Origin of the sequence: Caballeronia sp. GAWG1-1, assembly GCF_023631465.1 — a bacterium.
Lineage (GTDB): Bacteria > Pseudomonadota > Gammaproteobacteria > Burkholderiales > Burkholderiaceae > Caballeronia.
In genome coordinates, this window is record NZ_JALQDB010000040.1 from 63,414 (window position 1) to 77,856 (window position 14,443).

General features: G+C 61.9%; 13 protein-coding genes. 8 read left to right on the plus strand and 5 right to left on the minus strand.

Annotated features, from left to right (window positions below; all coding sequences use genetic code 11):
- Window positions 1–9: 9 nt before the first annotated feature.
- Window positions 10–804 carry an SDR family NAD(P)-dependent oxidoreductase gene (locus NCT03_RS28665; RefSeq protein WP_250494812.1) on the minus strand — a complete coding sequence of 265 codons (795 nt, stop codon included), beginning with the start codon at window positions 802–804 and terminating at the stop codon, window positions 10–12.
- A 133-nt stretch (window positions 805–937) separates the two neighbouring features.
- Here NCT03_RS28665 and NCT03_RS28670 point away from each other — a divergent pair, with 133 nt between their 5' ends.
- Window positions 938–1,873, plus strand: coding sequence for a GlxA family transcriptional regulator (locus tag NCT03_RS28670; RefSeq protein WP_250494813.1), 936 nt, complete (start codon window positions 938–940; stop codon window positions 1,871–1,873).
- Window positions 1,874–1,892: 19 nt separating this feature from the next.
- Here the strand turns inward: NCT03_RS28670 and NCT03_RS28675 are convergent, their stop codons facing one another.
- On the minus strand, window positions 1,893–2,882 hold the full coding sequence (locus NCT03_RS28675) for a molybdopterin-binding protein (protein WP_250494814.1): 990 nt from the start codon (window positions 2,880–2,882) through the stop codon (window positions 1,893–1,895).
- Between the two features lie 285 nt (window positions 2,883–3,167).
- On the opposite strand from NCT03_RS28675, the gene NCT03_RS28680 reads away from it, so the two are divergent.
- On the plus strand, window positions 3,168–4,589 hold the full coding sequence (locus NCT03_RS28680) for a DHA2 family efflux MFS transporter permease subunit (protein WP_250494815.1): 1,422 nt from the start codon (window positions 3,168–3,170) through the stop codon (window positions 4,587–4,589).
- A 227-nt stretch (window positions 4,590–4,816) separates the two neighbouring features.
- Here the strand turns inward: NCT03_RS28680 and NCT03_RS28685 are convergent, their stop codons facing one another.
- From NCT03_RS28685 to NCT03_RS28695, 3 genes are all read right to left on the minus strand, one after another.
- Window positions 4,817–6,628, minus strand: a complete 1,812-nt coding sequence (locus tag NCT03_RS28685) for a glycoside hydrolase family 15 protein (protein WP_250494816.1) — start codon at window positions 6,626–6,628, stop codon at window positions 4,817–4,819.
- Window positions 6,625–7,782 (minus strand): Gfo/Idh/MocA family protein, encoded by a 1,158-nt coding sequence (locus tag NCT03_RS28690; RefSeq protein WP_250494817.1) that lies wholly within the window; start codon window positions 7,780–7,782, stop codon window positions 6,625–6,627. Before NCT03_RS28690 ends, NCT03_RS28685 begins: the two co-directional genes overlap by 4 nt.
- 127 nt (window positions 7,783–7,909) lie before the next feature.
- Window positions 7,910–8,596, minus strand: coding sequence for a TetR/AcrR family transcriptional regulator (locus tag NCT03_RS28695; RefSeq protein ID WP_250494818.1), 687 nt, complete (start codon window positions 8,594–8,596; stop codon window positions 7,910–7,912).
- A gap of 143 nt (window positions 8,597–8,739) precedes the next feature.
- Here NCT03_RS28695 and NCT03_RS28700 point away from each other — a divergent pair, with 143 nt between their 5' ends.
- The 6 genes from NCT03_RS28700 to NCT03_RS28725 all read left to right on the plus strand — a co-directional run bounded on the left by NCT03_RS28700 (window position 8,740) and on the right by NCT03_RS28725 (window position 14,442).
- Window positions 8,740–9,705 carry an NAD-dependent epimerase/dehydratase family protein gene (locus NCT03_RS28700; protein WP_250469575.1) on the plus strand — a complete coding sequence of 322 codons (966 nt, stop codon included), beginning with the start codon at window positions 8,740–8,742 and terminating at the stop codon, window positions 9,703–9,705.
- Window positions 9,706–9,709: 4 nt separating this feature from the next.
- Window positions 9,710–10,567 carry a sugar phosphate isomerase/epimerase family protein gene (locus NCT03_RS28705; RefSeq protein WP_250469576.1) on the plus strand — a complete coding sequence of 286 codons (858 nt, stop codon included), beginning with the start codon at window positions 9,710–9,712 and terminating at the stop codon, window positions 10,565–10,567.
- A 6-nt stretch (window positions 10,568–10,573) separates the two neighbouring features.
- Complete coding sequence (locus NCT03_RS28710) at window positions 10,574–12,172, plus strand: GMC family oxidoreductase (RefSeq protein WP_250494819.1); 1,599 nt, start codon at window positions 10,574–10,576, stop codon at window positions 12,170–12,172.
- A 264-nt stretch (window positions 12,173–12,436) separates the two neighbouring features.
- Window positions 12,437–12,760: a hypothetical protein gene (locus tag NCT03_RS28715; RefSeq protein ID WP_244831533.1), complete on the plus strand. Its 324-nt coding sequence runs from the start codon at window positions 12,437–12,439 to the stop codon at window positions 12,758–12,760.
- A gap of 218 nt (window positions 12,761–12,978) precedes the next feature.
- A complete protein-coding gene (locus NCT03_RS28720) occupies window positions 12,979–13,239 on the plus strand; it encodes a hypothetical protein (protein WP_244831535.1) in 261 nt (86 codons plus the stop codon).
- Window positions 13,240–13,422: 183 nt separating this feature from the next.
- Window positions 13,423–14,442: an AAA family ATPase gene (locus NCT03_RS28725; RefSeq protein ID WP_250494820.1), complete on the plus strand. Its 1,020-nt coding sequence runs from the start codon at window positions 13,423–13,425 to the stop codon at window positions 14,440–14,442.
- Window position 14,443: the final 1 nt, after the last annotated feature.

Genomic DNA, 14,443 nt, shown 5'->3' on the forward strand with positions numbered 1-14,443 from the left:
AACGATGGTTCAGGCCGCGTAGCGCGCGGCGGGTGCGTTGGTCGACAGTTCCGGCGCCATCGCCTGACGCGCGGCTTCGTACGCCTGGTACTTGGCGCCGTCGTGCAGCGAGGGAATCGTCACCAGTTCGCCGCGCTCGAAGCCGATTAGCGAGGCATCGACCATGTCGGCCGCCGACATCACGATTGCGGGGTCCAGATTGTCGATAGGGAGCCCGCCGCTTTCCCAGAAGTCCGTCGCCGTCGCGCCTGGCAACACGGCCTGCACGCGCACGCCTTTCGCCGCGAGTTCGTGATGCAGCGACTGGCTGAAGGCCAGCACGAACGCCTTGGTGCCGCCATAGACGCCGTTGAGCAACTCCGGCGCAATACTCACGATAGACGCGATATTGATCACCGCGCCCTTGCCGCGCGCGACGAAGCCCGGCACCGCCGCATAAGTCAGGCGGGTAAGCGCGGTCACGTTGAGTTCGATCATGCGGGTCATTGCATCGACGTCGCTGTCGAGCAAAGGCGTATGCGTACCGACGCCCGCGTTATTCACCAGCAGCGTGATGCTCGCGTCGTCCTTCAGCTTCGCTTCGACACGCGCGAGCGCCGTGCGGTCGTTGAGATCGGCATCGATGATCTCGACGCCCTTCTGCGTTTCATTACTGATACGTTCGGCTAGCGCGGCAAGCTTCTCGCGGTTGCGCGCCACGAGGATAAGGTCGTAGCCCGAACGCGCAAGACGCTCGGCATAGACCGCGCCGATGCCCGACGATGCGCCCGTGACGAGGGCCGTGCCGCGATGGTTCTGGGACATGATGTCACTCCGGTTCAAATGGTGGTGGTGAATCCGTGAGTAGATTCTGCGCGGAATTGACCGCGACCGAAATGACGTATATGGTCGTGTTTTCGGACAAACGACTTTTTTCGGACATCGAGGACGAGGAAACATGCACAGCATCGGCTATTTGTTGAGCGACGGCTTTCAGGTGATGGCAATCGCGTCGCAGTCGGTGTTCGAATACGCCAACCACGTAGCGGGCGAGCCCTTTTATCGGATGGCCAACTATTCGGCGCACGGCGGCGAGGTGTGTTCGTCGTTAGGCATGAGCGTCGGCACGCGCCGGGTCAGTGCGCGTGCCTCCGTGGACACATGGATCGCGGCGGGCGTGAACACGCCGCTCGACACGCCGCCGCCTCACGAAATACTGGCGTTCCTGCGGCGCACGGGTACGCGGGCGCGGCGTATCGCGGGCATTTGCACGGGCAGCTTCGTGCTCGCGGAAGCCGGGCTGCTGTCCAACCGGCGCGCGACCACGCACTGGTTCTACGCACGCGAGATGCAAAGCCGCTTTCCCGATGTGCGCATCGAGGACGATCGCATTTATATCGTCGATGGTCCTATCTGGACGTCTGCGGGCATGACTGCCGGTCTGGATCTCGCACTCGCGATGGTCGAAAAGGATCTCGGCGCGGACGTTGCGCGCTCGGTCGCGCATAAGCTCGTGATGCCGCAAAGGCGTTCGGGCGGCCAGTCGCAGCATTCGGAGATGCTCGATCTCGCGCCGAAATCAGACCGTATTCAGAACGCGCTCAACTATGCACGCAAGAATCTGGGCCGGCCGCTGACGGTCGAGGAACTCGCGGGCGAGGCGAATCTCAGTCCGCGTCAATTCAGCCGCGTGTTCACGGAGGAGACGGGGCAATCGCCTGCGAAGGCCATCGAAGCGTTGCGGCTGGAAGCAGCGCGCCTGATGATCGAAAAAAGCCGGCATCCGCTGGAAACCATCGCGAAGGAAACGGGGTTTCGGGATCGCCGGCATATGCGCGAGGCGTTCATGCGCGGGTTTGGCTTGCCGCCGCAAGAGGTCAGGCGGCGGGTTTAGCGTTGCATAGGCAGGCTAATCAGCGCGGCGCGGATACGACTTCGAGCGCCGCGAGGTTCGAAACATAGCGCCCGGCCTTGCCGTCGTTGGGGATCACGAGGCGCGCAAAACCGGTGGATGTCAGCGGGGCGCCATTCATCGCATAAGCGACGATGTCGGGCTGATTGCCAAAGTCCGGCGACAGTTCGGCAAGAGAAATCACGACGCGATAGCCATCGCTGCCGGTTGCGATCACGTAGAAGCCGAGCAAGTCGTTTTTAGTCGCAGTGTTGGTCTGGATGCCCGCTGCGTTGATCAGGTCCCACAGGCTCGCGCCCGTGTAGCTATTTCCGCCAGCCGTGCGCGTGACGGGAGGCAGCGCCTGCAATGCTGCCGTGTCGAAAGTCGCCGGGTGATTCAGCGCACCGAGAAGCTGGAACTGCGTCGTGAGACCGCCGCCGCCCGCCGTGACCGTGGACATCGCGGAATGGACTTCGAGCTTGACGAGGTTCGAGACGTATCGGCCGCCTTTGACGTCGCCGGGAGCAGTGACGCGCAGTGGACCGTCCGTGCTGTTGAGTGCCGCGCTCGCACCGTTGAGCGTCTCGGCATAGGCCACCAGATCGCCGCGATTGCCGAAGTCCGGACTCAGTTCGCCCATTGCAAACAGCGCGCGATAGTTGTCGCTGCCGGTCGTCACGACATACTTGCCCAGCACGTCGTTGTGAACCGCCGAATTGACGACGATGCCAGCCTGGTTCAACACGGACCACACCGTCGCGCCGGTGTAGACGTGGCTTTGCTGGCCCGTGCCGCTGCCGAAGGAAACGGTTTGCGTGGTGGCTGGAAGTGCCTGGATCTGCGCGAGCGTGAGATTGCCCGGCGTGGCGACTTCACCGGACACGGACAAGGTCGCCTTCGGTGCGGGTGGCGAGTCGTCGTTGCCGCCGCAGGCCGTGACCGCGAACGGGAGCAACGCGAGCAAAAGCAGCAGCGAGGCAAGACGCTTGAAGTCGTGTGCGAAGCTCATCGGTGAGGTCCTTTATTCCGGGATCGTTATCGTCGATATATCGGCTCGCTATATCTACGCTGATACAACGCATAACGCTTACAGAATCGAAGGGAAATGGCAATGGGTAGTAGCAACTAGGAACAACGATGGGCGTATTGGTCATACAGAGCGGCGCCGCCCGAATTCGAAAAGTGCCAGCCGCGCGAGCGTTCGCAACGGCGCGTTGAATCACGGCCGGGTTCGGGAACGCAGTAATACTGGTAGCATCCACCCTCAGCCCGCACCCCGCCTTCCGGCAAGACAATGACAGACTCAACCGACCGCACCGTCTCGCTCGGCCCGCTTCCCTATGTCGTGGCCGCGACGTTCTTCATGGAGTATCTCGACACCACGATCATCGCGACCGCGCTGCCGCAGATGGCGCATTCGTTCAGTACGAGCCCCAATGCGCTGAGTCTCGGCATGAGCGCCTACATGATCGCGCTCGCCATCTTCATTCCCGCAAGCGGCTGGGTGGCGGACCGCTTCGGCTCGCGCAGCGTGTTTTTCAGCGCGATCGTGACCTTCACGCTGGCGTCCTTGCTCTGCGGCATCTCGCAGAACGTGGAGCAGTTCACGGCGGCCCGGGTTCTGCAAGGCATCGGCGGCGCGTTGATGGTGCCGGTCGGCCGCTTGACCGTGGTGCGCAGCGTCGACAAGAAGCAGTTGATGCAGGCCATCTCCACCATCACGTGGCCGGGCATCGTCGCGCCGGTGGTCGGGCCGCCCATCGGCGGCTTCATCACCACGTATGCATCATGGCGCTGGATCTTCCTGCTGAATCTTCCGGTGTGCCTCGTCGTATTGCTGGCCGTGCTGAAGTGGGTGCCGAATCTGCGCAGCGGTGAACGCCGGCCGTTCGACGTAGCCGGGCTCATCCTGAGCGGCCTGTCGCTCACCGCCATCCTTTATGGCGCCGATATGGCAAGTCAGCCGGATACCAATCCGTGGGTCGGACTGGCCGTGATCGCGGTTGGTCTCGTCATCGGCGTGATCGCTTATCGGCATGCGCTCGTCGCGCGGCATCCGCTCATCGACGTGACGACGCTGCGTATCCCCACGTTCTCGGTGACCGTGGTGACAGGCACGTTTACGCGTATCGGCATCGGCGCCGTGCCTTATCTCATGCCGCTTCTGTTTCAGATCGGCTTCGGGCTGTCCGCGTTCAAGTCGGGCTTGTTACTGCTTGCAAGCGCTCTGGGCAATCTCGGCATGAAGGCGCTCACGACCGGCATCCTCAAGCGCCACGGCTTCAGGAACGTGGCGATCATCAACTGTGCGGTATGCGGCGCATTCACCATTGCATGCGGTCTGCTCACGCCGGCGTCACCGCTCGTACTCACGCTGCTCGTGATCTTCGTTTATGGCGTGACGCGCTCGATGCAGTTCACCTCGCTCGCCACGCTCGCCTACGCCGATGTACCGACGCAGCAAATGAGCGCCGCCAACACGATGTGGAACGCGGCGATGCAAATGAGCATCGGGCTCGGCATTGCATTCGGCGCGTTGGCGTTGCGCACGGCATCGGCTTATCACGGCAAGGACGGCGCGCACGCGCACACCTTCACACTCGACGACTTCCGCCTTGCGTTTCTCGCTGCGGGCGTGGTGACGCTCGTGTCGATCTACGGCTACGTGAAGCTCTCGCGGGATGCCGGGCACAAACTCAGCGGCGCATCACGATGAAGCCCGCCGCATGAGCAGCGATAAAAAAACGCCCGCGACGGACCTGTCGCGGGCGTGTTCCATGGCGGGTCATTGACGACTCTCTGCCTACCGGAGAAACACCGCGCGTCAGGAACGGGGTGTCTCTGACACGACCCTCGGTGATGTCCCACAGTATGGGTCTAATAAACGCAATGACATAGGTGAATGCCCGCGCTGACGGTCGAGACGGCATCGTTCACCACGAATTAGATGTCGTCCTCCATTCGCCCCGATGATTGCAACGCCGTAAGAGCCTGAATGATCGCGAGATGCGTCAACCCTTGCGGCAAGTTCCCGAGGTACTCGCCGGTTTGCGGGTCCGCCATCTCAGGGTAGATTCCGACGCCATGCGCGAGCGCTTCGATGACCGCATCGAAGGCCTTGGTCGCGCGGTCTTTCTGTCCCAGCAACGCGCGAGCTTCGATCTGCCAGAACGTGCACGCGAGAAAGCACCCTTCTTCTTCGGAAGCACGGCTGTATCGATAGTGATATGCGCCTTCGCCCAGTTCGCGTTGAATGGCGTCGAGCGTACGTTCGGCGCGTTCCTTGCCGTCATAGCGAAAGCGTGTGGCGAGCGCCATGGACGCGTCGAGCTTGTCGCTGCCCGGATACATCACATATGCGCCCTTCTCTTCGGACCAGCCATGTTCGTCGATCCATTGCTCGATGCGATCGCGCTCACGCGCCCATCTATCGCGGCATGTGGTCGGCAACTGCCCGCTATCGGCCAGTTCGACCGCACGCGCGAGCGCTTCCCACGCGCTGAGTTTGGACATCGTGTAATGCTGAGCTTCTTCGAGTTCCCAAATGCCCGAGTCCTTGAGACGCCAGCGGTCGGCGCATTGATCCGCGAGACGCGAGAGCGTCTGAGCGCTCTGTGAATCGAGGATATTCCCCGCGCGCACGAAAACCGCGGCCGTTCCGAAAATATCGCCGTAAATGCCGTGCTGATGCTGATTGGTCGCGGCATTGCCTGTGATGACCGGCGCAGAATTCATGTAACCGGGAAGGCCGGTCTCGTGCACATCCGCGACGACGTCGCCCGACAATGAAAACAACACGCGCGCGCCTTGCGTCTCGATTCGCTTCAGTAGCCACGTAAAGGCCGCCTTTGCTTCTTCCTGCGCATTCATGCGCAAAAACGCCTTGATGGTGTAGCCCGCGTCGCGTATCCAGGCGTAGCGATAGTCGAAGTTCTTCTTGCCGCCAATCCGCTCGGGCAACGATGTAGTCGCGGCCGCTGCAATCGCGCCGCTCGGCGAAAAAAGCAAGAGCTTGAGCGCAAGCGCGCTGCGAATCAGAAGCGGCCGATACGGCCCGTCATAGCGCAGCTTCGTGGTCCACTCGCGCCATTCGTTGTCGGACTTGTCGATGCGCCTGTCGATATCCTCGATTGGCGGCACGACGAGCGGCTCGTCTTCGCCCGCGACGATCGCCACGGTCTCGCGCTGTCCCTCACGCACGACCACATGCGCGACGACACCGGCATCCGCGCGTTCGTCGACGACCACACCTTCGCTATGCAGAAAGAGCCCCAACACGCGCCCCGCATGAAACACCGCGCGTTTGCCGATCATCGAACAATACGGATTGATCGTATCGTCCTGACGCCCGAAGACGATGCGCAAGTCGAATCGCATCTCGCCCTCGATGCCTTCAATGCGCCGTGCTAGCTCGGCCCAGGGGAGTCTGCCCGCGCCGCCGCTGTTGTGCGACTCGACCAGCTTCGCGCGGCCCGACGCGGTGGTGAAGACGGTCTCGAGCACGTTGCTGTCGTCGCGATAACGCCGCTCGACTTCGAAGGGTTCGGCGGGCGTAATGGCGAAAAAACCGCCTGTTTGCGGGTTCAGCAACCGGTCGAAAAGCGGCGGCGAGTCGATGCTCGGTACGCACCACCAGTCGATCGATCCATCCGCTCCACTCAACGCAACGGAGCGGCCATCGCCCAACGCGCCGTAGGCATCGAGCGGCAGAAAGCCATCGGCGTCACGTCGAGTCTTCTCTTTGCGCGAATTCAATTTTTAGGCACCTTGTCGATGCCTTCGGCCGGATTGCTCGTGTTCACGAGTTCCGGCGACTTCACGGCGCGCAGCGTCTGCAATTGCGTGGACGTGTCGATACGCCGTGTGCGCACGAACGGATCGAGCTTGACCGGTCCACCGGTTTCGAGCGCCTTGACGATGCCTTCGATCACGCGCACATCGGCGAAACCTTCTTCCGCGTCGGGCTCCGGATGCGTGTCGTTCAAGATGCACTCCGAGAAGTACTTCATCTCGCCGCCGAAGTGGTCCGTGTTCTTGAACGAATGATTCTCTTCGTCCTGGCCAATGGTCACGGCCTGTTCGAGCGGCTTGCCGTACGTATAGCACGGCTGCATTGCGATGCTTCCCTTCGTGCCGACAGCAAAGAACGACTCCAGTGCGTTGGCCGCATATGACACGACGAACTGCGCGAGCCGGTCGCCGGGAAACTTCAGCGTGACGGCGACGGTGTCGTCGAAATCGCCGAGACCGGCTTCCGGATGCCGCACGCCGACAGCCGAAACGACCTCGGTCGGCTCGTCCTCGAACACGTAGCGCGCGGCGTTGAGCGGATACGGTCCCATGTCGAAGATCGGGCCCGCCGTGATGCCGCTCGTCGCGCGATGGTTTGCCGGGTCCACCTTCTGCACGAACGTGGACGTGAAAAGAATGATGTCGCCGAGCTCTCCCGAACGAATGCGTTCGATGGTCGACAACGTGCCGGGTTCGAAATGCAAACGGTAAGCGACCATCAGTTTCGCCGTCGATGCCTTCGCGGCTTCGATGATCGCCTGACATTGCTGCGTGGATACTTCCAGCGGCTTTTCGACGAGCACATGCACGCCCGCTTTCAGCGCCGGAATGACGAACTCCGCATGGCGCCAGTTCGGCGTGGCAAGGTAGATGGCATCGATGTTGCCGGAGGCGAGCATCTCATCGAATTGCTCATAGCCATAGGTGTGCGCTACATCGTATTGCTCGCTCAATTTGCGCGCCTTCTCGGGATCACTCGTAACGAGCGCGGTGATCTCCGAGTTATCCGTGTGACTCACGCCGGGCATCATCGCTTCCTGCGAGATGTCGCCCAAACCTACGATCGCATAGCGGACTTTCTTGCTCGAACCCAAACCTACTGCGGACAAAATACTCATCGTTGCGCCTCTTTTGGAGAGTGACGGTGACGGACAGGCATGCGCCCGAACGCCGGCCGTGAGACTCAGGGAAGGCGCAACTTTTGTTCCAAGGGGTTAATTTCGTGCGACGGTTACGAAGGGCCAGTCAATCCGCGGCCGGCTTCATGAGCAACGTCAACACCGACTCGACCGCGAGCATCCGCTGCTTCTTGCGTGTCGACTTTTTGGCGAAGTCGACATCGAACAGTGTGCCGAACGTATGCCGGTTCGACACGCGATAGATGCACAGCGCGCTGATCAGATAGTGCAAATCCACCGCGCCGATGTCGCGTCGGAACGTGCCCGCCGCAATGCCGCGATGGAGAATGCTCGTCAGCGTTTCGAGCACCGGACGATTCGTCGCCTTGATGGTCGGCGACTTCTTCAGGAACGCGGCGTTGTGTATGTTCTCGATGCTGATGATGCGGCTGAACACCTGATTATTCTCGTGAAACTCGAACGTGTTCTCGATATAGTGCGACAGCAACTGCTCGGCCGGACTTTCATAATCGAGGCGCGTGGCTTCCTCGGCATCGCGGATCAACGAATAAACGTGCTCCAGCACCGCGAGATAGAGCCCATCCTTGTTCGTGAAGTAGTAGTAGATCATCGCTTTCGATACGCGCATGCGCTCGGCGATCGCGTCCACACGCGCGCCCGTGTAGCCGTGCAGCGCGAACTCTTCCGTGGCGATTTGCAGAATCTCGGCGCGCGTGCGCACAGCGGCCAGATCGCGCTGATTCGTCCGCTTCGGCTCGGGCGCGGGAACGGGTTCGTAGGTATCGGATGGCATCGGATCGTTCAAGTGGATGGCTGGCGACTGGGGTTATCCCCAAGTGTCCATGTTGCTCCATCGATTAATCTACCACCACCGATTTAACGAACCTACTAGTTAGTCAGTGAAATCGAGGAACGAACGAGACATCGGAGGCGGCAATGAAAGTCTGCGTGACGGGCGGCAATGGCTTTATCGGTGCGTGGCTGGTCAGACGCCTGCTCGCCGAAGGACAAACGGTGCGTGTGTTCGACCTGAATCCGCCGGGCAAGCTGATTCGTGTGCTGCTAGGTGCATCGCTTGAACGCGTGGAATGGTTGCAAGGCGATATCGGCGATACCCGCGCGGTCGATCACGCGCTCGCGGCTTGCGATGCCGTCGCGCATTTCGCCGGCGTGCTCACGCCCTTCTGCCAGAACGATCCGGTGCGCGGCGCGACCATCAACGTGATCGGCACGCTGAACGTCTTCGAGGCCGCGAAGAAGCACGGCATCGCGCGCGTGGTCTACACGAGTTCGGCGGGCGTCTACGGACCGAAGCACGCGGCGTATCCCGAACCGACCACGCACTACGGCGCATTCAAGCTCGCCACGGAAGGCTGCGCGCGTAGCTATTGGTACAACGCCGGTCCGGACGGACGCGCGGTGGCCAGCGTGGGCTTTCGTCCATTCGTGGTCTACGGTCCGGGGCGCGAAGACGGCGCAAGCGCGGGCGTGAGTCTCGCGTGCCAGGCGGCGGCGCGCGGCGAGCTCTACACGATTCCCTTCACCGGCCGCACCGGCATGATCCATGTCGATGATGTCGTCGAAGCCTTTTGGGCGGCCCTCACGCGCGTGGTCGAAGGCGCGCATGTCTTCAATCTATGCGGCGATGTGCAGAGCACCGATGCGCTCATCGAAGAGATCGGCAGGCAAGTGCCCGGCGCGCGTCTTTCCGCCAGCGGCGCGCCGTTGCCGATTGTCGCGGACCTTCCGCCCGACGACTTGAACCGCGTGCTTCCCGGCTTGCCCGTGACCTTGCTCGCAGATGGCGTCGCGCGCTCGCTCGCGTTCTTCGCCAAGCATGACACGCTCGAAGACGGCGCTGAAAGCGCCCAGGACATTCAACCCATCAGCCTGAACGCCTGACGCCATGACGCATTTGCTCTCCCTTGCGCACCTGACCCTGATCGAACTCACGCCGCCGGAAATGATCGAGGCCGCCAGCGCGGCGGGCTTTCGTTCGGTGAATCTGCGGCTTGCGCCCGTGGCGCCCGGCGAGCATCAGCATCCGATGATCGGCGCCACGCTCACGCCGATGATGCGCGAGACCCTCGCCCGCATGTGCGATCTGAACGTAGCCGTGCACGATGTCGAAATCGTGCGCCTGCTGCCCGATACCGACATCGACGCGCACGAGCCCTTGCTTGCGGCGGCCGCCGAACTCGGCGCGCGTCACATGCTGGTTGCGGGCGACAGTCCGGACGAAGCGGCCATCGCGGATCGCTATGCGCGACTCTTCGAACTCGGCGCACGTCATGGCATTGGAATGGGGCTCGAATTCATGCCGTGGACAGGCATCAAGAACATGGCGTCCGCGCGTCGCGTGCTGACGCTTGCGGGCACCGGCTCGATCATCGTCGATTCCATGCATGTCGATCGTTCGGGCGGCAGCGCGGAGGAAATCGCCGCATTGCCCGCGAACCAGCTCGCGTATTTTCAGTTATGCGATGCGCCGCGCGAACGCCCGACGACCGACGCCGAACTCATTTTCCAGGCGCGGCAGGCGCGCTTGCCACCGGGCGATGGCGGTATCGATCTGCGCTCGATGGTCCGCGCGCTGCCGCCCGACACCGTGATATCCGTCGAGATTCCGATGCACGGCTTGCCGAATCTCGCGCCGCCCGTGGAGCGTGCGCGTGCGTTGCGCCGTGCAAGCGAAGCGCTCATCGCCGAAGCCGCCGCTGCGGGTCCGCTTGCCGGCAGGCGCGCAAATGTAACGAGTTACTGAGGCCACATGTCGACGCAATGGGATCGAGAAGCGGACTTCGTGATCGTCGGTGGCGGCAGCGCGGGTTGCGTTTTGGCGAACCGGTTATCGGCGAGCGGCGCGCATCGCGTGCTTCTCATCGAAGCCGGCCCGCGCGACCGTCATCCGATGATCCATATTCCTGCTGGCTTTCTTTCGCTGATCGAGCATCCGGTTCTGAGCTGGCGTTATCGGTCGGCGCCGCAGCCGCACATGGATTCGCGCGTGATCGCTTATCCGCAGGGGCGCATGCTCGGCGGCACCGGGTCGATGAACGGCATGCTCTATGTGCGTTCGGCCAGAGCGGAACATGCGCGTTGGGTCGATGAAGGTTGCGCGGGCTGGTCCTTCGACGACATCCTGCCCATCTACGAACAGATGGAGAATGCGGGCGGTGCGAGCCCGGCGAACGTCTTGCCGGTGAATGATTTCATGGAGACGCATCCGCTCAGTCAGGCGTTTCTCGATGCGTGCGGCCAGACTGGAATGACGGTCCGTGCAAGTCATAACGGCGTCGAGCGCGAAGGCGCGGCGCCGTTTCAACAGAATCGCGCGGGACGGTTTCGCGCGGGGCCGGCGCAGACGTATCTTCGAGGTATCGGCAAACGGGCGAATTTCGGGTCGATGACCGACACGCTTGCAGAACGCATTCTCTTCGATGGCACGCGTGCGGTTGGCGTGCAGGTGTCGCAAGCGGGACGCACGATCAAGGTTCGCGCGCGTGTCGAGGTGATCGTGGCGTGCGGAGCGATCCGCTCGCCGCATCTATTGCAGTTGTCGGGCATCGGGCCGGGCTCGCTGATGCAGAAGCTCGGCGTGAACGTCGTGCACGAGAACGACAACGTCGGCGAGAATCTGCGCGATCACTATTCCGTGCGTGTCACTCAACGCGTGCGCGGCCAGTCGACCTTCAACGAACGCACGCATGGCGTCGCGCTCTTCAAGGAACTGTCGCGCTATGTGGCGGGAAAGGGCCTGCTTACGTGCGGCGCAAGCACGTGCGCCGCGTTTGCCCGCAGCAGCGCTGAAGCCAACGCGCCCGATCTGCAACTGAGCTTCGCGCCCGCGAGCTTCGAGCCGGGCACGTATGCGCTCGAACGAGAGCCGGGCATGACACTCGCCATCTATCAGTCGTACCCGCATAGCAAGGGGAGCGTGCACGCCGCTTCGACCGATGCTCACGCGGCGCCCGTCATCTCTCCACGCTATCTCACGGATGCGCGCGATCAAGCGGCCGTCGTCGCGGGCCTCAAACTTGGCCGCAAGATTTTTTCGATGACCGCGCTTGCGCGATACATCGAGCACGAGACGCTGCCGGGCGATAACGTCATCGCCGACGATGCGCTCCTCGACTATGCGTTGGCTCGTGGTGTGTCGGGGTATCACTTGGTCGGCACGTGTCGAATGGGCGGCGGCGAAGATTCCGTGGTCGATCCCCGGCTTCGCGTGCGCGGCGTGCAAGGCTTGCGCGTGATCGATGCATCCGTTCTGCCCGGTTGCACGTCCGGCAATTCGAATGCGCCGACGATCATGGTGGCGGAGAAAGGCGCGCGGATGTTGATGGAGGATGTGGGCGAATCGAGATGACGACACTGACTATCGTCGATCTGTGACGTCATCGGCGAAATGGGCCACGGCATGCCTGAAGCTGGCTAACGATCGAACATCGATGCATGAGATAGGCGTCGCATGGGGGCTGGCTTTGCGGCTTCTCATGCCGAAAATGCTCCTCACTTGATGCCGGCCTGCTCTATGCGAATTGAAAGCCTGCGGCACGCTGTTTGCTGCCTCAAAAGCAAGCAGGCGGCATTCGTCTGTTTCCATATTCCAATCCCTTAAAGGAGACGGATCATGAGCAAAGCAATCAGCACTTTAGTCGCGGCCGTCGCCGCACTCACCCTGTCGGCCGGCGCTTTCGCACAGTCGGCAGGCGGCTCGAACGGTGGCGCAGGTTCTTCCGGGAGCACAGCCAGCCCGGCGAATCAGGTGAACCGCGCAACGGGCGGCTACGGCACGCCGGGCGTGACGAACTCGGACAGCGGCATGGGCGCTCGTGCGCCGAATTCGGGGCTTCCTAGCGGCACGAACGGCACTTCGACGTCGGCCACGAGCGCACCGAAGACCAATAACACGCTGGCTACCCCGAGCGTGGTTTCGCCGGCAGCGGGTCAATAACCTGGCGTGAAGATAGCGGCGAGACAGCATTGTGCGCCGCGTGAAAAGGCCGCTTTCCTCAGGGAATGCGGCCTTTTTCGTTTGATCACGCGAAAAGCGATTTCCAGTAATCGGCAAAACATTTCAGCGACCGTGTAAAAATTTTAGGGCCGGTCATTTGGCTGGCGACAGGCTACCAAAGCACTCAGGAAATTTGTGTTCCTTGCCGATATACAGGCATGAAACCCAACGACCCATTTCCCACCGGATCATACGAACTGCGCTTGACGGACGCCGACCTGGCGCACTTGCGCATCGTCATTCCGGACGAAGTGCGCGATCGAAACCGCGTGCTGCCGCTTGCATACTGGCGGCGGCGTGTCATGCAGATTCTAGAAACGAGGCATCTGGTGCCCGCGCAACTGGCCGTTGCGTCAGCCTTGCTCGCGCAGATCGATTCAGCTGTCGAGACTGAAACGCCGCTTGCGAAGGCGAGTTGAACGCTCACACGCCTCACACGCTTCACACCGAAACGCTGCCACACAGTGTTGTCGATGGATGACACTATGCTCCGCTCTACTCTCCCCTTTTCCGCTTGAAAGCCAAGCCCGGACTACATCGGCATATCTTATGCATTCGCTTCGGTAATCCTGAACAGACCGCACTGCCTCATAACAACGACCATGGCATCGGAAACCGAACTGGAAGACTGGCGCCGCGCCGCACAAAAGCTGGAACTGGCCGTGGCGAGCGCCGTGGTGGGACAGCATGAAACCATCCATCTAATCAAGATTGCGCTCTTCGCTCGCGGGCACGTGTTGCTCGAAGGCGGCGTCGGCGTTGGCAAGACGACCTTGCTACGCGCCTTCGCTCGCGCGACCGGCGGCGACTTCGAACGGATCGAAGGCACCATCGACCTGATGCCGGGCGATCTCATCTATCACACCTTCGTCGATGCCGACGGCAAACCGCGCATCGATCCCGGTCCGCTCTTGCGGCACGGCGAAGGTCTGACCACGTTCTTTTTCAACGAGATCAACCGGTCGCGCCCGCAGGTTCAATCGCTCCTGCTTCGGGCGATGGCCGAGCGTTCCGTCTCCGCCTTCGGCCGCGAATATCGCTTTCCGCATATGACGGTGTTCGCGGACCGCAACAAGGTGGAGAAGGACGAGACCTTCGAACTGGCTTCCGCCGCGCGCGACCGGTTCCTGTTCGAACTGAACATGCCGACGCCTTCGGACACCGATGTGCGTCGCGCGCTCGTTTTCGATCCTGCGTTCCATGACGCCGATGCGCTCATCGAAAGCGTCCCGTCCGCCGTGATCGATTCGACGCGTCTTAACGATATCGGCGCGGCGATCCAGCGTAGCGTGACGCTCAGTCCGAGCATGGAAAGCTACATCCTGAAGATCTGGGAGGCGACGGAAACGCCTCAGCGCTTCGACATTCAACTGGACGGCGTCGACATGGAGCGGCTGATCCTTGCCGGCGCAAGTCCGCGTGGCATGAGCGCGCTGGTGCGCGCCGTGCGCGTGAACGCCTGGCTCGACGGCCGTCTGCACGCCATTCCCGAAGACGTTCATACGGTGCTGCTGCCCGCGCTCGGTCATCGCGTGTTCTTTACGCCCGTCTATGAGATGCGTCGGCAGGAACTCGCCGAGGCATTGACCGCGACGATCATGCGGAAAATCGCGGTGCCGTGAT